The 23,846-nt window shown below is 66.7% G+C and carries 19 protein-coding genes and 2 pseudogenes; 15 read left to right on the forward strand and 6 right to left on the reverse strand.

Annotated features, from left to right (window positions below; all coding sequences use genetic code 11):
• The first annotated feature begins 12 nt into the window (after positions 1–12).
• From AC1MB9_RS00220 to AC1MB9_RS00235, 4 genes are all read left to right on the forward strand, one after another.
• Entirely contained in the window at positions 13–495 is a 483-nt protein-coding gene (locus AC1MB9_RS00220) for a cytidine/deoxycytidylate deaminase family protein (RefSeq protein ID WP_479963059.1), read from the forward strand.
• Positions 496–672: 177 nt separating this feature from the next.
• The gene (locus AC1MB9_RS00225; protein WP_479963060.1) at positions 673–1,278 is read left to right on the forward strand and encodes a helix-turn-helix domain-containing protein; all 606 of its coding nucleotides are present in this window, start codon (positions 673–675) and stop codon (positions 1,276–1,278) included.
• A gap of 16 nt (positions 1,279–1,294) precedes the next feature.
• Positions 1,295–2,602: an MFS transporter gene (locus tag AC1MB9_RS00230; RefSeq protein WP_479963061.1), complete on the forward strand. Its 1,308-nt coding sequence runs from the start codon at positions 1,295–1,297 to the stop codon at positions 2,600–2,602.
• Positions 2,603–2,651: 49 nt separating this feature from the next.
• Complete coding sequence (locus AC1MB9_RS00235) at positions 2,652–3,155, forward strand: nitroreductase family deazaflavin-dependent oxidoreductase (protein ID WP_479963062.1); 504 nt, start codon at positions 2,652–2,654, stop codon at positions 3,153–3,155.
• 67 nt (positions 3,156–3,222) lie between these two features.
• Here AC1MB9_RS00235 and AC1MB9_RS00240 read toward each other — a convergent pair whose 3' ends face one another.
• A complete protein-coding gene (locus AC1MB9_RS00240; protein ID WP_479963063.1) occupies positions 3,223–3,900 on the reverse strand; it encodes a haloacid dehalogenase type II in 678 nt (225 codons plus the stop codon).
• Positions 3,901–4,104: 204 nt separating this feature from the next.
• Between AC1MB9_RS00240 and menC the strand changes: the two genes are divergently transcribed.
• Together menC and AC1MB9_RS00250 are read left to right on the forward strand one after the other, a co-directional pair.
• Positions 4,105–5,214 (forward strand): o-succinylbenzoate synthase, encoded by a 1,110-nt coding sequence (gene menC, locus AC1MB9_RS00245; RefSeq protein ID WP_479963064.1) that lies wholly within the window; start codon positions 4,105–4,107, stop codon positions 5,212–5,214.
• 160 nt (positions 5,215–5,374) lie between these two features.
• Positions 5,375–7,270 carry an FAD-binding monooxygenase gene (locus tag AC1MB9_RS00250; RefSeq protein ID WP_479963065.1) on the forward strand — a complete coding sequence of 632 codons (1,896 nt, stop codon included), beginning with the start codon at positions 5,375–5,377 and terminating at the stop codon, positions 7,268–7,270.
• Positions 7,271–7,274: 4 nt separating this feature from the next.
• Here the strand turns inward: AC1MB9_RS00250 and AC1MB9_RS00255 are convergent, their stop codons facing one another.
• Positions 7,275–7,988, reverse strand: a complete 714-nt coding sequence (locus AC1MB9_RS00255) for an IclR family transcriptional regulator (RefSeq protein ID WP_479963066.1) — start codon at positions 7,986–7,988, stop codon at positions 7,275–7,277.
• Positions 7,989–8,367: 379 nt separating this feature from the next.
• Here AC1MB9_RS00255 and AC1MB9_RS00260 point away from each other — a divergent pair, with 379 nt between their 5' ends.
• The 4 genes from AC1MB9_RS00260 (at position 8,368) to AC1MB9_RS00275 (ending at position 14,616) form a co-directional block, all read left to right on the forward strand.
• Positions 8,368–9,135 carry a hypothetical protein gene (locus tag AC1MB9_RS00260; protein WP_479963067.1) on the forward strand — a complete coding sequence of 256 codons (768 nt, stop codon included), beginning with the start codon at positions 8,368–8,370 and terminating at the stop codon, positions 9,133–9,135.
• 87 nt (positions 9,136–9,222) lie between these two features.
• Positions 9,223–11,661, forward strand: coding sequence for a penicillin-binding protein (locus AC1MB9_RS00265; RefSeq protein WP_479963068.1), 2,439 nt, complete (start codon positions 9,223–9,225; stop codon positions 11,659–11,661).
• Between the two features lie 35 nt (positions 11,662–11,696).
• Positions 11,697–12,041 carry a zinc ribbon domain-containing protein YjdM gene (locus tag AC1MB9_RS00270; RefSeq protein ID WP_479963069.1) on the forward strand — a complete coding sequence of 115 codons (345 nt, stop codon included), beginning with the start codon at positions 11,697–11,699 and terminating at the stop codon, positions 12,039–12,041.
• A gap of 181 nt (positions 12,042–12,222) precedes the next feature.
• The gene (locus tag AC1MB9_RS00275; protein ID WP_479963070.1) at positions 12,223–14,616 is read left to right on the forward strand and encodes a trehalase-like domain-containing protein; all 2,394 of its coding nucleotides are present in this window, start codon (positions 12,223–12,225) and stop codon (positions 14,614–14,616) included.
• Positions 14,617–14,845: 229 nt separating this feature from the next.
• Here AC1MB9_RS00275 and AC1MB9_RS00280 read toward each other — a convergent pair whose 3' ends face one another.
• On the reverse strand, positions 14,846–15,334 hold the full coding sequence (locus AC1MB9_RS00280; protein WP_479963071.1) for a DUF2231 domain-containing protein: 489 nt from the start codon (positions 15,332–15,334) through the stop codon (positions 14,846–14,848).
• A gap of 190 nt (positions 15,335–15,524) precedes the next feature.
• Between AC1MB9_RS00280 and AC1MB9_RS00285 the strand changes: the two genes are divergently transcribed.
• Positions 15,525–16,106: a hypothetical protein gene (locus AC1MB9_RS00285; RefSeq protein ID WP_479963072.1), complete on the forward strand. Its 582-nt coding sequence runs from the start codon at positions 15,525–15,527 to the stop codon at positions 16,104–16,106.
• Between the two features lie 234 nt (positions 16,107–16,340).
• Here the strand turns inward: AC1MB9_RS00285 and AC1MB9_RS00290 are convergent.
• Positions 16,341–16,798, reverse strand: a pseudogene (locus tag AC1MB9_RS00290) (DUF488 domain-containing protein).
• Positions 16,710–16,976, reverse strand: a pseudogene (locus AC1MB9_RS00295) (DNA-3-methyladenine glycosylase); the annotation flags it as partial. The pseudogenes AC1MB9_RS00290 and AC1MB9_RS00295, both read right to left, overlap by 89 nt.
• Positions 16,977–17,270: 294 nt before the next feature.
• Between AC1MB9_RS00295 and AC1MB9_RS00300 the strand changes: the two are divergent.
• Together AC1MB9_RS00300 and AC1MB9_RS00305 are read left to right on the forward strand one after the other, a co-directional pair.
• Positions 17,271–18,221: a hypothetical protein gene (locus AC1MB9_RS00300; RefSeq protein WP_479963073.1), complete on the forward strand. Its 951-nt coding sequence runs from the start codon at positions 17,271–17,273 to the stop codon at positions 18,219–18,221.
• 335 nt (positions 18,222–18,556) lie between these two features.
• A complete protein-coding gene (locus AC1MB9_RS00305) occupies positions 18,557–19,843 on the forward strand; it encodes an ATP-binding protein (RefSeq protein WP_479963074.1) in 1,287 nt (428 codons plus the stop codon).
• 60 nt (positions 19,844–19,903) lie between these two features.
• Here the strand turns inward: AC1MB9_RS00305 and AC1MB9_RS00310 are convergent, their stop codons facing one another.
• Positions 19,904–20,914: a 2-hydroxyacid dehydrogenase gene (locus tag AC1MB9_RS00310; RefSeq protein ID WP_479963075.1), complete on the reverse strand. Its 1,011-nt coding sequence runs from the start codon at positions 20,912–20,914 to the stop codon at positions 19,904–19,906.
• Between the two features lie 316 nt (positions 20,915–21,230).
• Here AC1MB9_RS00310 and AC1MB9_RS00315 point away from each other — a divergent pair, with 316 nt between their 5' ends.
• Both AC1MB9_RS00315 and AC1MB9_RS00320 read left to right on the forward strand, forming a co-directional pair.
• Positions 21,231–22,805 carry an ABC transporter substrate-binding protein gene (locus tag AC1MB9_RS00315; protein WP_479963076.1) on the forward strand — a complete coding sequence of 525 codons (1,575 nt, stop codon included), beginning with the start codon at positions 21,231–21,233 and terminating at the stop codon, positions 22,803–22,805.
• Positions 22,806–22,837: 32 nt separating this feature from the next.
• Positions 22,838–23,818 carry an ABC transporter permease gene (locus AC1MB9_RS00320; protein ID WP_479963077.1) on the forward strand — a complete coding sequence of 327 codons (981 nt, stop codon included), beginning with the start codon at positions 22,838–22,840 and terminating at the stop codon, positions 23,816–23,818.
• Positions 23,819–23,846 lie beyond the last annotated feature (28 nt).

Raw genomic sequence — 23,846 nt, forward strand, 5'->3', positions numbered from 1 at the left:
GGGGAAGCCACCATGAATACCGCTCTTGACGCACTCGACATCGACCTCTACCAGGCCGCATCCCGAACTCTGCTCGCGTCCCACCACGCCGACAACCATCGGGTTGCATCCGCAATCCGCGGCGCATCGGGAACGATCTACCTGGGGCTGCACCTGGGCTCGAAGCGAGTGAGCATCTGTGCAGAATCCTCGGCCGTCGCCAACGCCCGCATGGCGGGGGAGACCCACCTCAGCAACGCGGTTGCGGTATGTATGAACTCCACCACGGGCACGCCGCAGGTCATCAATCCCTGCGGCGTGTGCCGGGAGCTGTTCAGTACGTACGGTCCCGACATGAACGTTCTGGTCGATTCTCAGGGCTCAATAGCCAAGGTCACGATGGCCGAACTGTTGCCGCTCCCGTGGATGCGCGCCAACGAAACCGACTGGGTGGTGCCACAACCAGAAGTCACGCCGCCGTCGACCGGGGATCCGCACCCCTCATGGCGTCAGTAACGTCTAGCGATGTTCAAGCCGGAGAACCCGGGCAACATCGCGGGGGCGGCCCGATCGCCAGTCGCGCGTGACGACCGCCCCCGAAACTGACGGCGATGGTCGTGCAGAAAGGAACGCGACAATGCACTAAAATCTTTCACAATGGTGAAAATTCCACCGTTTGACACAGGAGCGCCGATGACGGACACGAAAGCGGGGGCCACCTCAGCTTCGATGAACGGTCTCCTGGCCACGGTCGGAACCATGGTGCACACCCTCCGTAAAGAAAAAGGCATGACCCTGGCACGGCTGGCCGACACCGCCGGGCTGAGCCCGGCGATCGTGAGTCAGATCGAACGCGGCAAGGCCAACCCGTCGTTTACGACGCTGGCGCAGCTGGCCCACGGCCTCGAAATTCCGGTGGGTCGCTTCTTCCTCGGCCACGACGAACCGGCCTCGCCGGTCGTGCGCGGTTCTGATCGGCGCAGTCTGCAGGGGGTCACCCGGGAGTCCGTGGGCGAGGCCATTCACGAGTTGCTGACCCCGGACCAGAACGGCCTCCTCGAGGCACAGTGGATTGTGAGCCCCCCGGGACACGACACGAGCGCGACTCCCTTCCATCATGGTGGCGAGGAGTTCGGCATCGTCATCTCCGGAAAGATCGACGTCTACCTGGACGGAGAGCGTCACACTCTGGAGGCGGGCGATTCGATGACCTTCGCGTCCACCATTCCGCACTGGTACATCAACCGCTACGACGAGCCGTGCATCGCAGTCTGGGTGAGCACCCCGCCCGCTCGGTGAGCCCTCCCCTCCAGACATGACGAACACGGCAGCGCTGCACGCCGACCGGCGGCCCGGCCGGCTCCCTCGACTTCCGCCTGACGCGCGCAAGGGCCTGTTGGCCCTCGGCCTCGGCAACACCCTCGAGTGGTACGACTGGATGGTCTTCGGTCTGCTCTCGGCCTTCATCGGGCCCAAATTCTTTCCGTCAGAGGATCCCCTCGCGGCAACGTTGAGTGCCCTCGCCGTCTTCGCGGTCGGTTTCGCGTTCCGCCCCGTCGGCGGAGTGCTCCTGGGAACGCTTGCCGACCGGATCGGTCGGCGCCGGGTGATGCTGATATCGGTCACGATGATGGCGATCACCACGGCCATCATCGCCGTCTCACCGACCTATGAGCAGATCGGCCCGTGGGCCGGCGTCATCCTGCTGCTCTGCCGCGTCGTGCAGGGGGTGTCCACCGGCATCGAGGCCCCGCTGTCCACCACACACGCCGTCGAACTGGCGCCGGCCGGCCGCGAGGGTCTCGTCGCCGGACGGATGTCGTTCTTCGTGAACACCGGCATCCTGCTTGCCTCGCTCGTGAGCTTTCTCACCAGCCTGCTCCTCGGCGGCGAAGCCATGTCTGACTGGGGCTGGCGGGTTCCGTTCATCCTCGGCGCGCTCTTCGGCCTCGTCGTACTGTACCTGCGCCGCTCCCTCCCGGAAACGATGAGCTCGGCAGAGCTCGTCACGAGCTCCTCCCGTACGATCTGGACCGGCGTGCGCAAGAACTGGCTCAGTGTGCTGGCGATCGTCTTCGTTGTCGGTGCCGCGCAGGCCTACAACTACGCGTGGAACGTCGGCCTTCCCAGCGCCGCCCGCGGTGTCTTCCGGGAGGACCCCACCACCGTCTTCGCGCTGACCACCGTGCTCGGCGTCATCCTCGTCATCGGCAGTTGGATCGTCGGCACGCTCGTCGATGGCAGGGCCATGTCGACGTGGTTCCTGATCACCAGACTGCTGGCGATCCCCTCCGTGTTCCTGATGCTGCTCTATGTGCGGCCAGGAATCGTCGGCTTCGCGGCCGTACTGCTGAGCGGATCGATCGTGTTGGTGTTGAACTTGACCCTCTACAACGTCGTTTCCGCCTCGTTGATGCCGAAGAACTGCCGCGGCGCGGGCGTCAGCCTCGGCTACGGCATTGGCGTCGCCCTGTTCGGCGGCACCGCGTCCTACCTCCTCGTCTGGTTGCAGTCCATCGAGCTGGACTGGGTCTTCCCCGTCTACGTCTCCGTGCTCTCCATCATCAGCATCGTCCTGTACCTGCTCGCCCGCCGCTCCAACGGGCTGTTCGTCGGACGGTGAGGCGTGAGAAGCCCCGCTCTCGGGCCGTGTGCGGAGTACAGTCGGGACCATGATGCAGCACTCCACATCGCCCGCGCCGCGGGGAGCAGGGCCGATCGCCGCCTGGGCGGTCGGCCTGCTGCGTGTGCGCTGGCTGATGCGCGCACCCATCGTCGTGTACCGGGCGCGGCTCGGGGGTCTTTTCGGGCGGCGTCTGCTCATGGTGGAACACACGGGCCGCTCAACCGGTCGGGCACGGTTCGTCGTTTTGGAGGTCGTTGCCCGCCCGTCGCGCGGCAGCTACGTCGTCGCCTCCGGGTTCGGCACGCGGTCCCAATGGTTCCGCAACGTGCAGGCCAACCCGCACGTGCGCCTGTTCATCACCAGTCGGAGGCCGGCCGCAGCGACGGCGCGCGTGCTCGCCCCCTTCGAGGCGCGCGCCGCGATGGCCGCGTATCGCACGGCTCACCCGAAAGCGTGGTCCGCGTTGAAGCCGGTACTCGACGAATCCCTCGGCACGCCCGTCGATGACGGGGACGAGCTGCCCCTGGTGCGCTTCGACCTCGACCGATGAGGCCGGTTGCGACCTGCTGCACGAGATGGCGCGAAGCACCTCCTGACCGCCCGGCCTCGCGGTTCGTTCAGCCGGCGGCGAGGGCCGCCGGCAGCTCGGTCAGTGCAGCGACGGTGAAATCGGGAGCCTCGAAGTACTCCGGGTAGCGTTCCCCACTGCGGTTCACCCAGGCCGTGCGCAGGCCGGTGCGCGCGGCGCCATGGATGTCCCAGGGGTGCACGGCGACGAGCAGCATATCGGCCGGATCTGTCCCTGACGCGGCGGCGGCGTACTCGTACGCGGCGCGGGCCGGCTTCCACGCGGGCGCGTCGTCGACCGAGAGCAGCGCCTCGAATTCGTTTCGGATCCCGGCCGCGCTGAACAGCGCATCCGCTATACGGGCCGCGCCGTTGCTGAGGGTGACCAGTCGGTACCCGTCGGCGGCGAGCGCCCGGATGCCGTCGGGAACGTCAGCGTGCACGTCGAGGCTCGTCAGGGCGGTCATTACATGGTCGACCGCGGCGCTGGGGGAGCGGTCGAGCTCCACGTCGACCAGGAGCCTTCGCAGGGCATCGGCTCCGATCGCGGAGAATGAGGCGCGGTCGCCGCTGGCCGTGAGGGCGAATCCGTCGCGCAGCAGGGTGGCGAACCAGAGCGCCGCCAGTTCTGCCCGCGCCCCAATCTCCCGAAAGCGTTCCGCGAGCGGTGACATGTCGGAGAGCGTTTCGTTCACGTCGAAGACGATGACGGACGGGGCGGTGGGCATGGGTTCTCCTCGGGAGGCGGCGTGCTGGTGTGCGGGTCCAGTCTGCCGCGCGGCGACGGTATTCGCCACAGGCGCCCGTGGGGATCACTCATCCCATAAATTGTGATCAGATTCCACCGCGGACTCACGGCCGTGTGCGCGGCACGGGCCATCGCCCTGGGGTCACCCGAGTCGGTGGTATCGGCTCGCAACAGGAGGACAGCAATGAAAATTGAAAATGTTGAACTGCGCCGGGTGACGATGCCCCTGGTTCGTCCGTTTCGCACGTCATTCGGCCAGATCGACCACCGCGACATGACGATCGTGCGCGTGACGACCGCCAACGCGGAGGGCTGGGCTGAGTGCGCCGCCGAACCCCAGCCGCTCTACAGCTCCGAGTTTCTCGACGGCTGCGACCTCGTGATCCGTGACCACCTGCTGCCCCGGCTTCGCGCCGTCGGCGACGGGCTGACCGCGGAGCGTGTGGCGACGACGTTGGCGCCGGTGAAGGGGCATCCGATGTCCAAGGCCGTGCTGGAGACCGCCATCCTCGACGCGCAGCTCAAGGAACGCGGCGCGTCCTTCGGGCAGTACCTGGGCGCGGTGAATGACAGGGTGCCGTCCGGTGTCTCCGTGGGAATCATGGAATCGATTGACGGGTTGCTCGATGTCGTCGGTGAGTACCTCGCCGAGGGCTATCTCCGCATCAAACTGAAGATCGAACCGGGCTGGGACATTGAGCCGGTGCGTGCCGTGCGTGAACGTTTCGGCGACGACATCCTGCTCCAGGTCGACGCCAACACCGCCTATTCTCTCGCCGATGCCCGACACCTGGCCCGGCTCGACCCCTTCAACCTGCTGCTGATCGAACAGCCGCTGCCGGAGGACGACATTCTGGGTCACGCCAACCTGGCCAAGCTCATGACAACGCCGATCTGCCTCGACGAGTCGATCGAATCCGCCCGCGACGCAGCCGCAGCCATCGTTCTCGGGGCCTGCAGCATCATCAATGTGAAGCCGGCTCGCGTCGGCGGTTTTCTCGAGGCGCGGCGTATCCACGACGTTGCGGCCGCGCACGGGGTACCCGTGTGGTGCGGCGGGATGCTCGAAACGGGTATTGGCCGGGCGGCGAATGTTGCGCTCGCCGGGCTGCCGAACTTCACTCTCCCAGGGGACACGTCGGCCTCCAGCCGGTACTACGCCCAGGACCTGACCGCCCCGTTCGTGCTGGAAGACGGATGCCTGCCGGTGCCGACCGCCCCCGGGATCGGCGTCGAGATTCTGCCGGATGCGCTGGCCGACGTCACGACATCACGCGCCGACATCGCCTTCTAGGCCGAGCCCGCACGCGCCACAGCGGCCCGGCCGGGTCGACCCTCTTGTTCTCTCGCGTGTCCCGCCGTATGATACAAAAAGCGATATGCGAATCACGAGTTCGATTATAGAACTGTGAGACGAATACCGATCGGTCAACCACAGAGAAGTGAGGAATGCCGTGCAGTTCCACAACCACGGATACGTATCCGCCGACCCGCGCACCCAACCAGCCGCCGGGGTCGGTGTCGATCGCCCGGCCGAGCTCCCGGACAACGTCGACGTGCTCATCGTCGGAACGGGGCCCGCCGGCATGATCGCCGCGGCCCAGCTCTCCCAGTTTCCCGGCGTCACGACGCGCATCGTCGAGCGTCGTGGAGGGCGCCTCGTGATCGGCCAGGCGGACGGAATCCAGGCACGCAGCGTGGAGACCTTCCAGGCCTTCGGTTTCGCGGAGCGGATTATCGCCGAGGCCTACCGCATCACCGAAATGGCATTCTGGAAGCCCGATCCCCAGGACCCGTCGCGTATTATCCGCACGGCTCGTACCGTCGATGACCCGACCGGTATCAGCGAATTTCCGCACCTGATCGTGAACCAGGCTCGGGTGCTCGACTACTTCGCCGAGGTGATGGCGAACGCGCCGACGCGCATGACACCCGACTATGGTTTCGAATTCCGCAGCCTCGAGGTCTCCGACGACGGCGAGTACCCCGTCGCGGTGACGCTTCGGCACGGCGCCGACGGCCCCGAGCGTGTTGTGAACGCCAAGTATGTGCTCGGCGCCGACGGTGCGCGCAGTGCGGTGCGCGACTCGATCGGATGCACAATGGCCGGCGACCAGGCCTTCCACGCGTGGGGTGTCATGGACGTTCTCGCCGTCACGGACTTTCCGGACATCCGCACCAAGTGCGCGATCCAGTCGGGTTCCGGCGGAAACATCCTGCTCATTCCGCGCGAGGGCGGCTACCTGTTTCGCATGTACGTCGACCTGGGCGAGGTGCGCCCGGATGATCACGGCGCCGTGCGCGCGACCACGATTGAGGAGATCATCAAGAAGGCGAACGAGATCCTGCACCCCTACGTTCTCGACGTGAAGAACGTCGCGTGGCACAGCGTGTACGAGGTAGCCCACCGCCTCACCGACAGGTTTGATGACCTGCTGCCGCACGAGGTTGGCACCAGAACGCCGCGGGTCTTCATCGCCGGCGACGCCTGCCATACCCACAGCGCCAAGGCCGGTCAGGGCATGAACGTGTCGATGCAGGACGGCTTCAACCTCGCGTGGAAGCTCGGCGCCGTGCTCTCCGGCCGCAGCCCGGAGAGCCTGCTCGGCACGTATTCGGCGGAACGGCAGGTGATCGCCAAGAACCTGATCGACTTCGACAAGCAGTGGTCGACCCTGATGGCCACCAGGCCGGAAGACCTCGCCGACCCGTCGGAGCTGGAGGACTTCTACGTGCGAACGGCCGAGTTCCCGGCCGGCTTCATGACGCAATACCCGCCGTCGATGCTGATCGGTGAGGCTACCCACCAGGACCGCGCGGCGGGGTTCCCCATCGGCAAGCGCTTCAGGTCCGCCCCGGTGATGCGCGTCGCCGACGCCAATCCCGTGCAGCTCGGCCATCATCACCGGGCCGACGGTCGGTGGCGCCTGTACGCCTTTGCGGATGCGGCGGCCCCCGGTGAGGCATCGGCGCTCGCGGACTGGGCCGAGTGGTTGCAGGCCTCGCCCGAGTCCCCGCTGCTGGCCCACACCCCCGAGGGCGCCGATATCGACAGCGTCTTCGACGTCAAGGTCGTGTACCAGCAGGCGCACCGCGACGTGGATCTGAACCGGGTTCCGACGGCGTTCCTGCCCACCACCGGACCGTTTGAGCTGATCGATTACGAAAAGCTCTACGCCGCCGACCCGGAACACGACATCTTCGAGCTGCGCGACATCGACCGCTCCGGCGCCGTCGTAGTGGTTCGTCCCGACCAGTACGTCGCCCATGTGCTGCCGTTGACGGCAACCGAGGAGCTCGCAGCCTTCTTCCGGCCCATCCTGCTCGGGGCGCGGGTCACCGCAGGGTGAGCGTTCAGGCCCCGTAGGCGCGCGCCACGGCCTGCGCGCCGAGCCGCAGGCGCTCGGCGATCTCGGCCTCCGGGAGCGGCCGCGAGATGTGGATGACCGCAAGGGAGGCGGGCGGCTGCCCGGGGAGGGTCAGTGGCACGGCGACCGAGAGCAGGGACGGCACGACCTCGTCGTGGCTGGAGGCGAACCCCCGGGAGCGACTCTGCACGAGTTCGTCCCGCAGTTCCGGGCTCAGGTCGGTGGGCCAGGAACTCTCGGGCAGCCCCAGCAGAATCGCTTTGCCGGGGCCGCCGCGGCTGATCGGGTGTCGGTGGCCGGGCCGGTACGACACCACGGCGACGGTTTGGCGCGGTGCGGCGCTCGTGAGGGTCACGGCTTCGCCGCCGTCCACGAGCACGGCGATCAGGCACGTCATTCCGAGCTCGTTGGCGATGTCGTTGAGCACCGGCAGGGCGGCCTGCTGCAGGTTGCGCGCCACCCCCGAGGTGAGCGCGACGAGTCCGACGCCCAGGGCGAAGTTGCCGGCGTCATCCCGGATGACCAGGTCGTGTTCCTCGAGCGTGCGCAGCAGGCGGTACGCCACGGAACGGTGTACCTCCAAGGCGCCCGCCAGCTCGGCGATCGACAAATTCCGGTCGCCGGCGGCCAGAATTTCGAGCAGGCGGATGCCGCGGCCGAGCGTCTGGGAACCAGCCTGGGTGCCAGCCTGTGTGGGCATACGACGCCGCCTTCCTGACACGCTTCGGGTGAGCATCCCGGTATGTGATCCTCCTGTTCGATATTAGGACACAACCTCGTCGCCCGCACCGGCCTGCCCGCCGTCCCCGACCTCCTCCCCGGCCGTCCTGACCGGCACCTCCTGCCCGCACCTCCTGCCCGCACCTGCTCCCCGGCCCTTGTCCCTAGTTCAGGAGATCCGCGGTCAGAAGCGCCGGCGGCCGTGCCGTCAGGCGGCCGAACGGATGTGTGCGGCCCGATCTCCTGAAGTAGCACCGGGCCGGGGCCGGGGCCAGGGCGCCGCAGCATCCCGACCGACCGACCGACCGACGACCCGGCTTTGGATAAACTGGCCGCATGTGCCGAAGAGTGAACGAGTGATGACCGACGAATCCCTGCGACTGCCGACGGTCCAGTTCCGTGCCGTGCTCAACCTGGGCGAGAGGCTCGCCTCGGCGATTCCGCTGCCCGAGGACCTCGCGCACCCCGACCTGTTTGCAGATTGGGACGGCGAAGACGACGAAAGCGAGGGTGACGCGCTCAACCTGTCCGTCGATTTCGATGAGGGCCAGCTGCACATTGTGCTCGACGAATCCGGCCCGGCCTATCACTATCACGGCACCGAGGACCCGTTCGAGAGCCCGTGGCCGAGCGACCAGACCGAGGTCCTGCTCAAGTGGGCGCTCACCCTGGCTCAGGAGATTTACTCGCTTGACGAGTTGCTCGACACGATCGCGGATGCCGCCGACTGGTTCGAGCAGGGATTCACGCTCTACGTTCCCGAGACCGAACCGACGCAGCTCGAGCTCATCGAGGTCGGCATCACGGGCGAGCTCCTCACCCTCCCGTGGCTGGGTTCCGGAAGTGTCGACCACGAGCACATCGATGGGGACCATCACCCCATCGCGCTGGTCTGGTCGGCCGATCCCGACCGCTCCGGCGAGCAGATCGCCCGCGCGTGGCTCGACCCGGCCACCAACGAGCCGCGCACGGAGGCGATACCCGGCGTGGACTGGACAGCCGTGGCCATGAGCGAGGACGAGGTGCTGCAATGGCTGCTCGGAATCTACGTGAACCACCACGTTGCCCCGACGCCGGAGGCGCAGATCATGCGCGCGGCGCTCGAACGCATGGGCGGCATCAGCTAGCCCCTCAGGGCCCGTTCAGTCGGCGGCGGGTACGGTGGAGGCTGAACCCGGGTTTCATCGGCGATTTATAAGGAACACATTCTCGAGATGCGCGACAAATCGACCGGCCCACGCGGCAGGAAACCGATCGCACTTCTGGGGTTCATCGGCATGAGCGTCGTGCTCGGCGTGGTGACCACACTCGCCGTGACGCCGGTCCTCGCACTCACCGGCCTGTCCGCCGGCACGGCAATCACCGCCCTGGACAACCTCCCCGGCAGCCTGGAGATCGGTCAGCTGTCGCAGAAGAGCAACGTCTACGCGACGCAAAACGACGGGTCGCCGGTGTTGCTGGCGTCGTTCTACGATCAGAACCGGGTCGAGGTTGGCTCGAAACAGATCAGCCAGTTCGTGAAAGATGCCGCCGTGGCCGGCGAAGACCCGCGGTTCTTTGAGCACAACGGCGTCGACATCCAGGGCACCCTTCGCGCCGTGCTGAAGACCGCGACCGGCAGCGCGACCCAGGGCGGCTCCACCATCACGCAGCAGTACGTCAAGAACGTGCTGGTGCAGAAGTGCGAGCTGATCGCCAATAAGGCCGACAGCGAATCCTGCTACGTTGCGGCGACGGAGACGACGGCGGATCGCAAGTTGGCGGAGATGGGCCTCGCCATCGGCGTCGAAAAGAAGTACGAGAAGGACGACATTCTTCGCCAGTACCTCAACATCATCGGCTTCGGTGGTTCGGTCTACGGAATCGAAGCCGCGTCGCGGTACTACTTCGCCACCTCGGCGGCCGACGTCACGCTGCCGCAGGCGGCGAGCCTCGTGGCCATCGTGAACAATCCGGTGAAGTTCCAACTCGACCGCCCCGGCAGCGAGAGCAATGGTGCCGCCGGCGGCTATGCCGCCAACAAGAGCCGACGTGACTACATCCTCCGTGAGATGCTCGTGCACGACAAGATCGACACCGCCCAGTACGACGCCGCCGTCGCCACGGTGATCACCCCGACCATCACCCAGCCGGGCACCGGATGCCAGGCCGCGGGCGCCAACGCGTTCTTCTGCGACTACGTGGTCACCGAACTGCAGAACGATCCCGCGTTCGGCGACGACGCCGACACCCGTCTGGTGAATTTCAACCGCGGAGGCTACAACGTCTACACGACCCTCGACCTCGACCTGCAGAACGCCGCCGTCACGACCATGGCGGACAACGTGCCGCAGTCCTACCCGGGCTGGGACGTCGGCGGTGTCATCAGCAGCGTGCAGGTGGGCACCGGTCGGGTGCTGGCCATGGCGCAGAACAAGACCTACAGCCAGGATCCGGATGTGGCGTCGCGCGGGGCATCCGCTACCTCCGTCAACTACAACACCGACTTCGCACACGGCGGATCCAGCGGGTTCCAGCCCGGGTCGACGTACAAGGTCTTCACCCTGGCCGAATGGCTGAGCGACGGGCATTCGCTGTACGAACGCGTTGACTCCAGCCGCACCAGCAACTGGGGCACCTTTCAGGACAGCTGCCGCGGCCCGCAGCGATACCCCGGATGGAACCCCCGCAACGATTCCTCCCGTGAGAACAACCCGCACTACAGCGCCCTGGCCTCGACGATCGGCTCGATCAACACCGGGTTCATCGGTATGGCCAAGGAACTCGACCTCTGCGCCATCCGCAAAACAGCGGAAAGCTTCGGCGTGCACCGTGCCGACGGGGAGCCGCTGCTGCAAAGCGCGGCGACCGTGATCGGCACCAACGAGATTGCACCGCTCACCATGGCGGTTGCCTTCGCCGGCATCGCCAACAGCGGCACCACCTGCAGCCCGGTCGCCATCGACCGGGTCACCGGCCCGGACGGCGCGGAGGTTGCGATCTCGCGGTCCGACTGCACCGAGTCGGTGACCCCGAAGGTCGCCGCCGGCATGACCTACGCGATGCACCGGGTGATGACGAGCGGAACCGCTCGGCAGTCCTACGCGGCCACCTACCCTCGCGTGCCGATGATCGCGAAGACCGGCACCACCGACGGCAGCCAGGACACCTGGATGTCCGGGGCGAGCAGCACCGTCGCCACGGTCGTCGGCGTCGTGAGCGTGACCGGGGACATCAACCAGCGCAGGGTGTCCTTCGACAGCGGGCCGGCCGCAACCGCGCGGCACCGGATGTGGCCCGACGTCATGAGCGTGGCCAACGCCAAGTACGGCGGGGACGACTTCGACTCGGCCGCCTCCTCCATGATCTACGGCGCCAGGGTGTCCGTTCCCGACCTGGTCGGTCTGACGATTCCGGAGGCCCAGGCGGCACTGGATGCGGCCGGATTGACGATGGACGACGGCGGAACAACCGCGTCGGACGAGCCGAAGGGCACCGTCGTTTCTTTCTCGCCCGACCGCGCGTATCTCCGCGGCACGGTCACCGTGCTCACGAGCGAGGGCCCGATTGTGATCGAGAAACCCAGCACGCCCGCACCGACCAGCACGGCCACACCCACCGGCGCGCCGACTCCCGCGCCCACGGCCTCACCCCTGCCGATCGCGCCCCTGTGACGCACGCTCCCGCCGCGCGGAGTAACATCGGGCGGGTGAATGACACCCTGCCTCCGTGCCCCGAATGTTCCAGCGACCTAGCCTACGAGATGGGTGCCCTGCTCGTCTGCCCCATGTGCGCCCACGAATGGTCGGACGATCCCATCGAGGAAGCCGCCGAACCCGTGTTCGCGGATGCCTTCGGCACCGTTCTCACCGACGGCGACACCGTGACCGTCGTCAAGGACCTCAAGTTCAAGGGCGGCGGGGGTGCCATCAAGGTCGGCACCAAGGTGCGCAACATCCGCCTCGTCCCGCCGGTTGACGGCCACGACATCGAGTGCAAGGTCGACGGTTTCGGCGCGATGCAGCTCAAATCAAGCGTCGTGAAGAAGGTCTAACGTCCGCAGACGACCCCGGAAGACCCGCCATACGACCCGTTTGGGGGGCAAATTCTGTGGAAATGCCCCCGTAATTCCCGAATTCGCGCCGTGAGTGACACTATTAATACTCGCGGACTCTCCCCGATTGTGGCACAGCGCTGAGCCCATACCCCCGTACCCCAGCCCCAAGGACACAGCCATGCCACAAAGCCTGATCCGTTCGAGTTCTCTCCCACGCTCTGTGGCCGGCCTGTCACTCGGCCTCCTGCAGGATCTTCAGCAGCTGGCCCGCACGCCGTCGCTCCTTGTGGCCTGCAACTATGGCGGCACCCTGTCCTACCACGGGGATTCATCCGTTCCCTCGCAACCGCTCGCCGAATCCGCGACGGCGCTCCGTGCCCTGGCCTCGCTGCCCAACACGCATACCGCCGTGTTGTCCGGCCGTCCCCTGCGCGACCTTGCGGCCGATTCGCGCCTCCCGCGTGAGGTGCACCTCGTGGGATCCCACGGCGCCGAATTCGACTCCGAGTTCTTCACGTCCACCTCCGCCGCGAGCGGCGGAGCCGAAGACTCCGGCATCGCCCTCGATCGCCTCCGCTCCCGGCTCGGCGTCAGCGCCGCGTTCTTCGCCGGGGACGCCGCCAGCGACGAGCACGCCATGCACACCCTGCACGGACCCGACATGGGTGTGCGTGTGGGGGCCGGCCAGTCGGTGGCGCGCCACCACATCAGCGGCCCCGAAGTCCTCGCCCAAATGCTTGCGCTACTCTTCGAGCTGCGCAAGGACTGGCTCTTCGGCCAGGAAGTCGTGGCCATCGAACGCCACTCCATGATCGGCGACGGCACCACGACGGCCCTCGTGACGCCGGACGCCCGTATCTGCTGGATGACGCATCCGCTGCCCGACTCCGGCTCGCTCTTCGCGAGCATTCTCGGCAGCGACGAGGCCGGCCATTTCTCCATTGAGCCGGTGAAGAAGTCGCGGGTGCTGGGCCAGCGCTACCTTGACAACACCATGATCGTGCAGACGCGCTGGGCGGATGTGACGGTGACTGACTACATCGAACCGTCACCGCTCGGAATCACCAGCCTCGTGCGCGTGCTCACCGGCACCGGATTGGCGCGTGTGGTCTTCGCACCTCGCCCGGACTACGCGGCGGCATACTTCAACATGCACGCCGATTCCCTCGGCGTGCACATCACCGGCACGCCGGACCCCATCACGCTGTCCTCGCCCGGCATGGACTTCGCCATCACGTCCGACGGCCGTAACGCCACCGCGACCGCGATCGTTGACCTCTCTCACGGACCGGTCGTGCTCAACATGCGGTGCGGCGACACCGAGCCCGTGCCCCCGGAGGCCTCGACCGAACGCGAGCGTCGCGCGGCGGTTGCCACCGCGTCGCGCGCCTGGGTGAGCTCCCTCGACCTGCCCAGCGTGAAGCCGGCCCTCGTGGGCCGCTCCGCCCTCGTTCTGCGCGCGCTCGTCTATGAACCGACCGGGGCCGTGCTGGCCGCGTCCACCACCTCGCTGCCCGAGGGTATCGGGGGCACCCGCAACTGGGACTATCGCTACTGCTGGCTGCGCGACGGTGCCATGACCGTGAAGGCGCTCGCCGACCTCGGGTCGACCGCCGAGGCAGAGGGCTTCCTGCTCTGGCTCGACGACATTCTGGAGCGCAGCCCCGGAGCCGAGTGGCTGCATCCGCTCTATTCGGTGAGCGGATCGTCGCTCTCCACCGAGGCAAGCCTCGAGTCGCTGCCGGGCTACGCGGGCTCACGCCCGGTACGCATCGGAAACGCCGCCGACAACCAGGTGCAGCTCGACGTGTTCGGCCCGGTGGCCGAGCTCATCGACACCCTGACGGCACGCAACGGCGAGATCAGCGAATTTCAGTGGGGCCTGCTCGCGCAGATGGTTGAGGCCGTCGCGAGCCGGTGGCACGAACCCGACCACGGTATCTGGGAAGCCCGCCGCAGCCCGCGTCACCACACGTACACGAAGACCATGTGCTGGGTGACGGTTGACCGGGCGCTGCGCGTGGCCGCCCGCCACGGCCGCACCCCCGAACCGCACTGGGAGCTGCTCGCCGAAACGATTCGCGAAGACGTGCTGCGCGAGGGCTGGGATGACGACGTGAAGTCGTACACGGTGGCCTACGACAGCCCCGATCTCGACGCTGCCGTGCTGCACATCGGACTGTCCGGACTGCTCGACGTGTCGGACCCGCGCTTCTACCAGACCGTCAGCGCCGTCGAGCGCGAGCTGCGCGTCGGCCCGACGGTGTTCCGCTACCGCTACGACGATGGACTGCCCGGACTCGAGGGTGGCTTCCACATCTGCACCACCTGGCTCATCGAGGCGTACCTCCTCAGCGGTCGTTTCGACGAGGCCGAAGCCCTCTTCGACCAACTGGTCACCCTCGTCGGACCCACCGGGCTGCTCTCCGAGGAGTTCGACCCCGCCACCGAAACGCACCTCGGCAACCACCCGCAGGCATACTCGCACCTCGGCTTCATCCGGTGCGCGCAGCTGCTCGACGAGCACCGCAAGCGCGACGCGGTGCCGTACGTGCTCGCCGAAACTGCCTGACCCGGTCGTCTGACGGATGCCGCGGCCTGCCTCTCGGGCACGCTGCGGCATCCGCTTGTCGGCGCGCGCCGGCGTTGCTACTTCAGGAGATCCGCGGCCTGGCACCGGCTGGCCCGCGCAATCACGCGGGCCAGCGGGTGCATCGGCGCCGGATCTCCTGAATTAGCGACGGGCACGGGTGTGTCGCTGGGCCAGGGATGCCGGTGATGCGGCCGCGGAACGGCCGGCGTCACCGGTCGTCGGGCAGCGTGGGGGCGCTCACGACGTCCGACCACACGGCCGTCGCGCCGCTGTGCCCGATGCGAATGGCCTGCACCGTGGTTCCGGCGGAGGCGAGCGCGGCGGCCACGGCCAGCACTACAGCGACCCACGTGCGAGTCCGGGCCGACGCACGCTTCGGGGCATTCCACCAGAGCAGGGCGCCCGCGACGACCACAAGCCCCGCTACCCAGGGCAGGAGTCCCTCGGCCATGTCCGCGTGGGCGGTGACCAGCGCGGAACGTCCGACTCGAGCCTGAAGTTGTTCCCCCGATTCGGTCGACAGCGGCACCAGCACCAGGGCTACGAGCGCCAGGGCGAGCGGAAGCAGCCGCGCCCAGGCCCGAAACCGCGGCCACAGCGCCGCGACCAGCACCACGAGGGCGGCGGTCGGCACCATGACCTCGGTCGCGTGCACGAGGAGGGGATGCAGGGGAAGGCCGAATATCGTGTCGAACATGAGTCTCCTCGCGGCTGGGGCCGGTCACGATCTGCTCCAACCCGGCACCAACGCGATAACGCGACAGGCGGGCCGTCACAGATGACAGGCTTTGCTCATCGTAGGCGGCCCGGGTAGCGGCTCGGTGAACGCCGTCCCGAGTCGACGCCGAACCGTTGCCGAGCCCCAGCTCCCGTGCTACTTTGCCGTCATGAAGCAGAGAGACCTGTTCCTGGAGGCGGATGCCGCCCTGCGCTCCGTCATCGACCGCCTCACTCCCGAACACCTCGCGATGATGGCCCCCGCCGGCTGGTCTCGCACGCCGAACCCCACGCTGCGGGATATCCTCGCATACCATGCGTTCGACGAGGCCTGGGTGCCCGACGTGGTGGCCGGACGCACGATCGACGAGGTCGGCACCGCCCATGACGGCGACCTGCTCGGCGAAGACGCCATCGCGAGCTATGACCGGATCAACGACCGGGCGACCGCCGCCGTCAGCGCCGACCTCGACCCGGACAAGATTGTGCACCTCAGCTATGGCGACTTTGCGCTCGCCGAATTCCTGCAACATGTGAGCGTCTACCGTGCCTTCCAGGCCTGGTCGATTGCGCATTTCCTGGGTCTGGAGTTCTCCCTCGGCGAGTCGCTCGTGGAAAAGCTCTGGGACCAGATCGTGCCCCAGGTGGGCGAGTGGCGCACCATGGGCGTGTTCCCGCCGGCAGTGTCCACGCCCGACGGCGCCGACCGCGAGACCGAACTCCTCGCCATGACCGGCTACTGGTCCGCCTGATCCGTCACCCCCTGTTCCCGGGTTCGGGCACCAGTCCCACGTCGCTCGTTCAGGAGATCCGTCCCCGAGCACGTGGCCTCCTCCCGAGAACACTCGGACGAGCGGATGCCGAATCCCGGATCTCCTGAAGCGGAAACCGCACGCCGCCCACCGGCCGGCTGATCCACGTGCGAGGCGAGGCGATGACCGTGGTTCCCCTGGCCAGGATCCGCGCTGAAATCGTATGCGCGGTGTTCAGCGGCTCAGGATGTCGGCCAGCACCGCGGCTTCGCTGATGTCGGGTTGTGTGGTGCCGGTGAGCAATGTCAGGCGATGCCCGGTGGTCAGCTCCCGCAAATGCTGCAGCGCGGTGCTCCTCTCGCCCCGTGCGAGCTCGATGCGGTACCGCCTTGTGAACTCGGCGAACTTCGCCGGAGAATGGCCGTACCATTTGCGTAATTCCGTGGACGGTGCCACGTCTTTGCGCCACTCGTCCAGCGCGCCTTCTCCTTCGTCACCCCGCGCGGCCAGAGGCGATCCACGAGAACGCGGATACCATCCTGCGCGTCCGCCGCCTCGTACACCCGGCGCACCTGCACGTCCCGCTTCGTCGCCGTAGGTGAAGTAGCAGTACAGGTGCCCGGACGGACCGAACATGGTCTTGTTCCGGTTCGTCTTCCCCCGGTAGCCGTGTGCTCCGGGGTCGCGGTCACCGGCGTACGCCTCCACCTCGGTAATCCTGAGCGAGATCGTGCCCTCCGCGTCGGTGCGTTGCAGGACACACCCGAGAAGCGCCGGGGCGACGTCGAGTACATCGCGGGCAAAAAAATCGCGACTCGCGGGACTCCACCCGTTTAGATCTCTCATCAGGTAATTGTATGGGTGTCCCATGCGTTTTCGTCCAGGCCCGGCACCCGAGCACGCGAGTGCAGCACCCCTCGCCGCTCCATGTGAAAGTGGTGGGAGAAGGCTGAGCCTCCCGGGCCGAAAACCGCACCGACGGATGCCGGCCGCGCCCTTCCGAGGCAGTCAGCGAGCGAGTTGTATCGGCACAAATGCCCCGCGCGTGAACCTGAGTACCCAGCCGTCACGGAGTCTCGGCAACGAAGGCCTACCTATGCTCGGGCCATGCCCAAGTGGCCGCCGCCCCCGTCGGAGGTCACGAGCTATCGAAAGGAATTACAGATGCCCCAGAACCACACCCCCCAGGCGTTCAACACTCCCCTCAAGAAGAAGCTGTTCGGCGGCGCCGTCACCGTGATGACCGCCGGATCCCTGCTGGGCCTCGGTGCCGTGGGAGCCCAGGCGGCCCCACTCGACCAGGTCACCGACACCAGCGGAACCTCGACCACGACCAGCGCCTCGGCCGCGGGCACGGCCGGCAGCACCGACGACGTCATCGCCGCGGTCAAGCAGCAGCTGCGCGCCGACATCCGCGAGGGCGGCAGCATTGGTGAAAAGGCACAGAACGTGTCGACCACGCTTGAGAGCCACGCCGAGCTCTTCGCCAGCCTTCCCGTAAACCTGCAGGCCGATCTCACCGAGCTGAACGCGGCCTCCGACGCCGAGCGTGACGCGCTCGCCGCCCAGATCGGTACCACCGCCCTTGACGGCGGATACGGAGCCGATGCGCAGAAGATCGCCACGGCCGTGCAGGACCACCCGAAGCACCCACTGGCCGCGGCCGTGCACGCTCTCGTGTCGCCCGACGCCGCCCATGCCGAGGAAGGACGCGGCGGAAAGGCCCAGGCCACAGCAGAGACCGTGACGAGCGCGCTTCTGAACAACCCGGACCTCTTCGCGAACCTGCCGACCGAGCTGCAGAACGACCTGACGGCGCTCAAGGACACCCCCGCCGCTGAGCGCTCGGCTGCCGCCGACTCCATCGAGGCCAAGGGTCTCGCGGGCGAATACGGCGCCGAGATCCAGAAGATCGCGGAGCATCTCCAGGCCAACGTGGACTCGGGCGCACACACGCGCGCCGACGCAACGTCCGGCGCGCACACGCACGCCGATGCCGATGCCGACGCCGATGCCGACGCCGATGCCGACGCCGATGCCGACGCCGATGCCGACGCTGACGCGGACGCGGACGCCGACACCTCAGCTGACGCTGACGCGACAGCAGGCCGCTAACAGCAACACCTGCACATGGCCGGGAGCGCGCGCTCCCGGCCATATCTGTGCCCGCCCCCGTCGGGTGTCCGTTTCCGGCCGGCGGCTGTTGCGCCGAACAATGCGGCCCGGTTATCGGGCCTGCCGAGACGTGACGAGTTGAGCAGCGTGCCGCGAGAGGGCCGCCGGGACACGACCAGATGGTGAAGCAACCCGCTCGCCGCGGAGCGTGCCTCGAAGTGAGCATCCGCATCCCGTCGGGCGCGGTGCGGGCGGGACGACGAGGGAACGGGCGGCACGGACAGCTCGCGGCGGTGCCGTAGATTGGCAGCACACCCAAAGATGTGAGGTAGAGAATGACCGGTTGGCGTCTGCGCGACTTTCACTCCGACGATCTCGACGGCATTCTGCGCCTGTGGGAAGAGATCAAGGCCTCCGACCTGGAGCCGGTCTACGGACTCTCTGAGGTTCTGGCCTCGTGCCAGAAGGACTACGCCGTCGTGGCCGTGCACGGCGACGAGGTGGTCGGGGCCGCGGTGAGCCGCGCCGCCCACGCGCAGGGATGGGTCGTGTTCCTTGCCACCGCACAAAAGTGGCAGAGCCAGGGCATCGGCACGGCCCTGCTCGCCGCCCTCGAGAGCCGGATGGCGCCCGACGGCATGACGAAACTGTCCGCGCTCATGCCCGAGTCCGAGACTCGTGTGGACGCGTTCCTCAACCGCGGCTTCGAGATGAAGAAGAACCTGCGCTACTTCGAACGGCACATCCCGGTTCAGCGCGAGGAACTCAAGCTCCTCACCGAGCTCGGCGGCCGCGTGCTTCCGCGGGACCTGTGGAGCAAGGTGGGTGGCATGCAACGGGAGAAGGACCTGTTGGAACGACGGCTGGTTCTGCCGCTCGCCAAGCCCGACCTCGCCGAGCAGTACGGTGTCTCGGCGCCGAAGGCCGTGGTGCTCTTCGGCCCTCCGGGAACCGGCAAGACCACGTTCGCCAAGGCGATCGCGTCCCGACTGGAGTGGTCATTCGTGGAGGTGTTTCCGTCACGCCTCGCCGCCGACCCTCAGGGCCTCGCGGGCGCGCTGCGGGAAACGTTCCTCAAGATCTCCGAACTCGAACACGCCGTGGTGTTCATCGACGAGGTCGAGGAGATCGCCGCGCAACGTCAGGGCGATCCGCCCTCCGCCATGCAGGGGGTGACGAACGAGTTGTTGAAGATCATTCCCGCGTTTCGGGACCAGCCCGACAGGCTGCTCGTGTGTGCCACCAACTTCATCCGCGCCCTCGACTCCGCGTTCCTGCGCCACGGCCGCTTCGATTACGTCATCCCCATCGGGCTGCCTGACGTGGCCGCGCGCGAGGCCATCTGGGAGCGCTACATCCCCTCGGCCGTTGCCGGCGTCGTCGACCTCGACACCCTCGTGGAGAAGAGCGAGGGATTCTCGCCCGCCGACATCGAATATGCGGCGCATCGGGCGTCACAGAACGCACTGGAGAAGTCGCTTCATTCCGACGCGGATGCCGCGGGCCTGGCCGGCCCCAGCACCGCCGACTACGTCGACGCGATCCTCTCCACCCGCACTACCGTGTCGGCGGAGGTCGCCGACGAGTTCCTCGAAGACATCGAACGCCTCGCCCGCTTGTAGGGACAGGCGGCGGCCTGCGGTGACATCGACAGGCCGGGGGCAGGCCCTCGCAGGCCCCGCTCAGGAAGCGGTGACCGGTGTGAGCACGGTGCCGAAGCGCACGAACTGTTCCAGGTTGGCGACGGTGAGCTCGGCCATGGCCTCCCGAGTTTCATGCGTCCCGCTGGCGAGGTGGGGAAAGAGCACCACGTTGTCGCGGCCGAGGAGGGCGCCGGGAACACGAGGCTCATCGGCGAACACGTCGAGGCCGGCGCCGGCAATCGTGCCGTCCACAACCGCCGCGACGAGGGCGGTTTCATCGACGACGCTGCCACGGGCGATGTTGATCAGGTAGCCCTGTGGGCCGAGGGCGGCGAGTACCTCGGCGTTGATCAGGTTGACCGAGTCAGGCCCGCCCGCTGCGGCCACGACCAGGGCATCCACCGACCCGGCCAACTCGGTGAGTGTGGGGACGTAGTGGTAGTCGACATCGGTCACCGGGTTCCGATTGTGATACGAAATCACGCAGTTGAATCCCTCAAGCCGGGTGGCGATGGCGCGGCCGATCCGGCCCAGACCGACGATGCCGACTCGCTTGCCACTGAACTTCGTAGTCAGCGGGTAATTACCACCCAGCCAATTGCCGGCCCGTACAAAGCGGTCTGCGGCCGAGGTGCGGCGGAAGACGTCGAGGAGCAACGCGAGGGCAGTGTCCGCCACGCAGCCGTTGAGCACATCGGGGGTGTTGCTCACCACGATGCCGCGCTCTCTCGCCTGAGCCACATCGGTCGTGTCGTAACCGACGCCGAAATTGACCACAGCGCGCAACTCGGGCAGGGCGGCCATCAGCGCCGTATCGACTCCGACTTTTCCGGAAGTCACCGCCACGGTGAAGGTGGCGGCCTGCTCGGCAAGGAACGCCGCCCGCTCCTCCCCGTCGGGAAGCCGGACGGCGGCGTGGTCCGCCACGATCGATCGCTCCACGGCGGGGTGCAGCGGGCCCACCTGGAGAACGCGGCCGGTCGGGGTCGAACCGGTGCTGCGGACGGGGGCCGACGTACTCTTAATAGGGAGCTCTGAATTGATAGTCACGTTCTGCAGATTACGTTCCGCCACCGATGCACGTCCAACACGCAATTCGTATGGATCGATACCCGCGGTGAATGAAACCACCGGTTTCCGCGGAATTCCGCGGTGCACGGGACCGCCACTGGGCGACCGGAGGGCATGATCGGCGGTGCGGACGGCATGGCGGCCGCAGCGAGTCGAATTCGTGTCTTGACGTAGTCCGAAGCGCCGCACAAGCTGGGGCGTGTCTACAAGCACAGACCTAAGCTTCATCTGTAGACGAGAGGCCGCACGGGGGAGCGCCATCGGGTCTGTGCATCATCCAACTTCGGAGGAACCAATGTCGATTTCTTTTCTGCGCAGCACCCGATCGCCCGCCAGGGGGATCGCCGTCGGAGCCACGCTCGCCGCCGGTGCGGCTCTGCTCCTCACCTCCTGCTCCGTCGCCAATTCAGCGCCCTCGGGTGGCGACGGAACCACCGACACGGTTCGGGTCGTGCTGACGCAGGAGCCGCCCACCCTGGAGCCCTGTGAGTCCAGCCTCACCTCCACGGGTGTCGTCGTCCGCTCGAACATCACCGAACCTCTCGTGGAACGCAACCCCTCCACCGGCGACCTTGATCCCCTGCTCGCCACCGAATGGGAAGCCACCGGCGATACCGAGTGGACCTTTACCCTGCGCGACGGCGTCACCTTCCAGGACGGAACGCCCTTCAACGCGGAAGCCGCCGCGTTCACCATCGACCGCACCGTTAACTCGGATCTCGGTTGCAACGTCGAAGGATATGTATTCGGCGATGACGACCTCGTCGTGAAGGCCGTGGACGACCTCACCCTCACGGTCACGACCGTGAAGCCCGACCCCATTCTGCCGCTCCGGCTGTCCTTCGTCGAGATGGTACCCGTCACGACGGATGCCACCGACAAGGTTCGCGAGCCGATCGGCACCGGCCCCTACAAGATTCAGAAGTGGGACGCGGGCACGAAGCTGACGCTGGAACGCAACGACAGCTACTGGGGTGACGCGCCCGCCTATGCCACCGCTGAGTACCAGTGGCGTTCCGAGGGCACCGTCCGGGCCGCCATGATCACGAGCGGCGAGGCCGACATCGCGATGGGCCTCGGCCCCGACGACGGCGCCGGGGATCTGGCAGTCAGCTACCCGAACAATGAAACCGTGGCGCTGCGTCTCACGGGCGAAATCGCACCCCTCAACGACATCAGGGTACGCGAGGCGATCAACTTCGCCGTCGACAAGACCGGGATCGTCGATTCCCTCCAGAAGGGTGAGGCCGACGTTGCCGCTCAGCTGGTACCTGCCGGAATCATCGGACACGACCCCGACCTCAAGCCGTGGGAATTCAACCTGGAGAAGGCCAAGGCGCTCGTCGCCGAAGCCAAGGCCGATGGCGTGCCGGTGGATGAGAAGATCACCATCGTCGCCCGGAACGCGCAGTTCCCCAAGGTCTCGGAGATGGCACAGGTCCTGCAGGAGCAGCTCAGCCAGGCCGGCCTCACGGTGGAGCTGAAAATGGTCGATACCACCCAGCACCTCCAGTATCAGCTGCGCCCCTTCGTGACCGACGACGGAGCCATCGCGCTCTTAATCCAGCACGGCAACCAGGCCGGGGACGCCGCTTTCACGGTCGAACAGTACATGACCAGCACGGGAGCGCAAAGCACCTTCGGAACGGCCGAGTTCGACGCCATGCTCACCGCTGCCGGCGAAAAGTCTGGTGATGACCGTGCGCAGGCCTACGAGGACATCTTCAACTATCAGAACGAAGAAATCGTGCAGTACGCTCACATCGAGCACCAGACCGGAGTACTCGGCAAGGCTGCCAGCGTCGACTACACGCCGAATTCCTCGTCGGGCGATGAACTGCGCCTCGCGGAAATCACCCCCGCGAGCTAACTGACGCCGGTCGTTGAAGGTAGAAGAGACTCATGTTGACATTTCTTAGACGCAGGATTGTGTCCAGTGCGGTGCCGTTGTTGGTGGTGATCTTGGGTGTTTTTGCCCTGGCTCGCTTGACGGGTAATCCGGCGAGTTTGTATTTGCCGTTGAATGCGACGGCGGAGATGCGGGCGAATTTCACGGCGAAGAACGGTTTGGATGATCCGTTGTTGCTGCAGATGGCTCACTATTTCGGTGGGGTGCTGCGGTTGGATTTTGGTGAGTCTCTTCGTACGGGGGAGTCCGCGGCTGCCATGGCGTTGCGGGCTTTCCCGGCCACCCTGCAGTTGGCGGGGATGACGATGTTCCTCGCGGTTGTGTTGGCGGTGATTGTGGGGAGTTGGGCGGCGTTGAAGCCCAACGGAGTCGCGGACCGGATTGCGAGTTTTGTGTCGATGGCGGCGGCGAGTGTGCCGGATTTTTGGTTGGCGATCATGGGTATTTGGGTGTTCGCGATCACGCTGGGGTGGGTGCCGACGTCGGGTGTGGGCGGGGCGAGTTCGTGGGTGTTGCCGATTGCGACGTTGTTGTTGCGGCCGTTCGGGGTGTTGGTGCAGATTGTGCGCGGGGCGATGGTGTCGTCGTTGTCGGAGCCGTATATCAAGTTGGCGCGCAGCAAGGGCGCCAGTCAGTTTCGGGTCGTGTCGCGGCATGCGTTGCGGAACGCAGCTGCTCCGGCGTTGACGGTGGCGGGGGACCTGACGGTGAGTTTGATCAATGGCGCCGTGGTGGTGGAGTCGATTTTCGGGTGGCCGGGGATCGGGAAGCTGATGATCGATTCGATTTTGCAGCGTGATTTTGCGGTGTTGCAGGCGGCGGTGTTGCTCACGGCGGTGTCGATTTTCATTTTGAACATTGTGATTGATTTGGGTTATGCCGGGTTGGATGCTCGGGTGCGGCCGGCGGGTCGTCGGAAGATGTCCGCCCGACGCCCGGTCCTGGCGGCGGCTGAGTCGAAAGGAAGTGAGTAGTCATGTCCAGACCTCCGCGTAACGATAC

It is taken from the genome of Cryobacterium sp. AP27, from assembly GCF_056680495.1.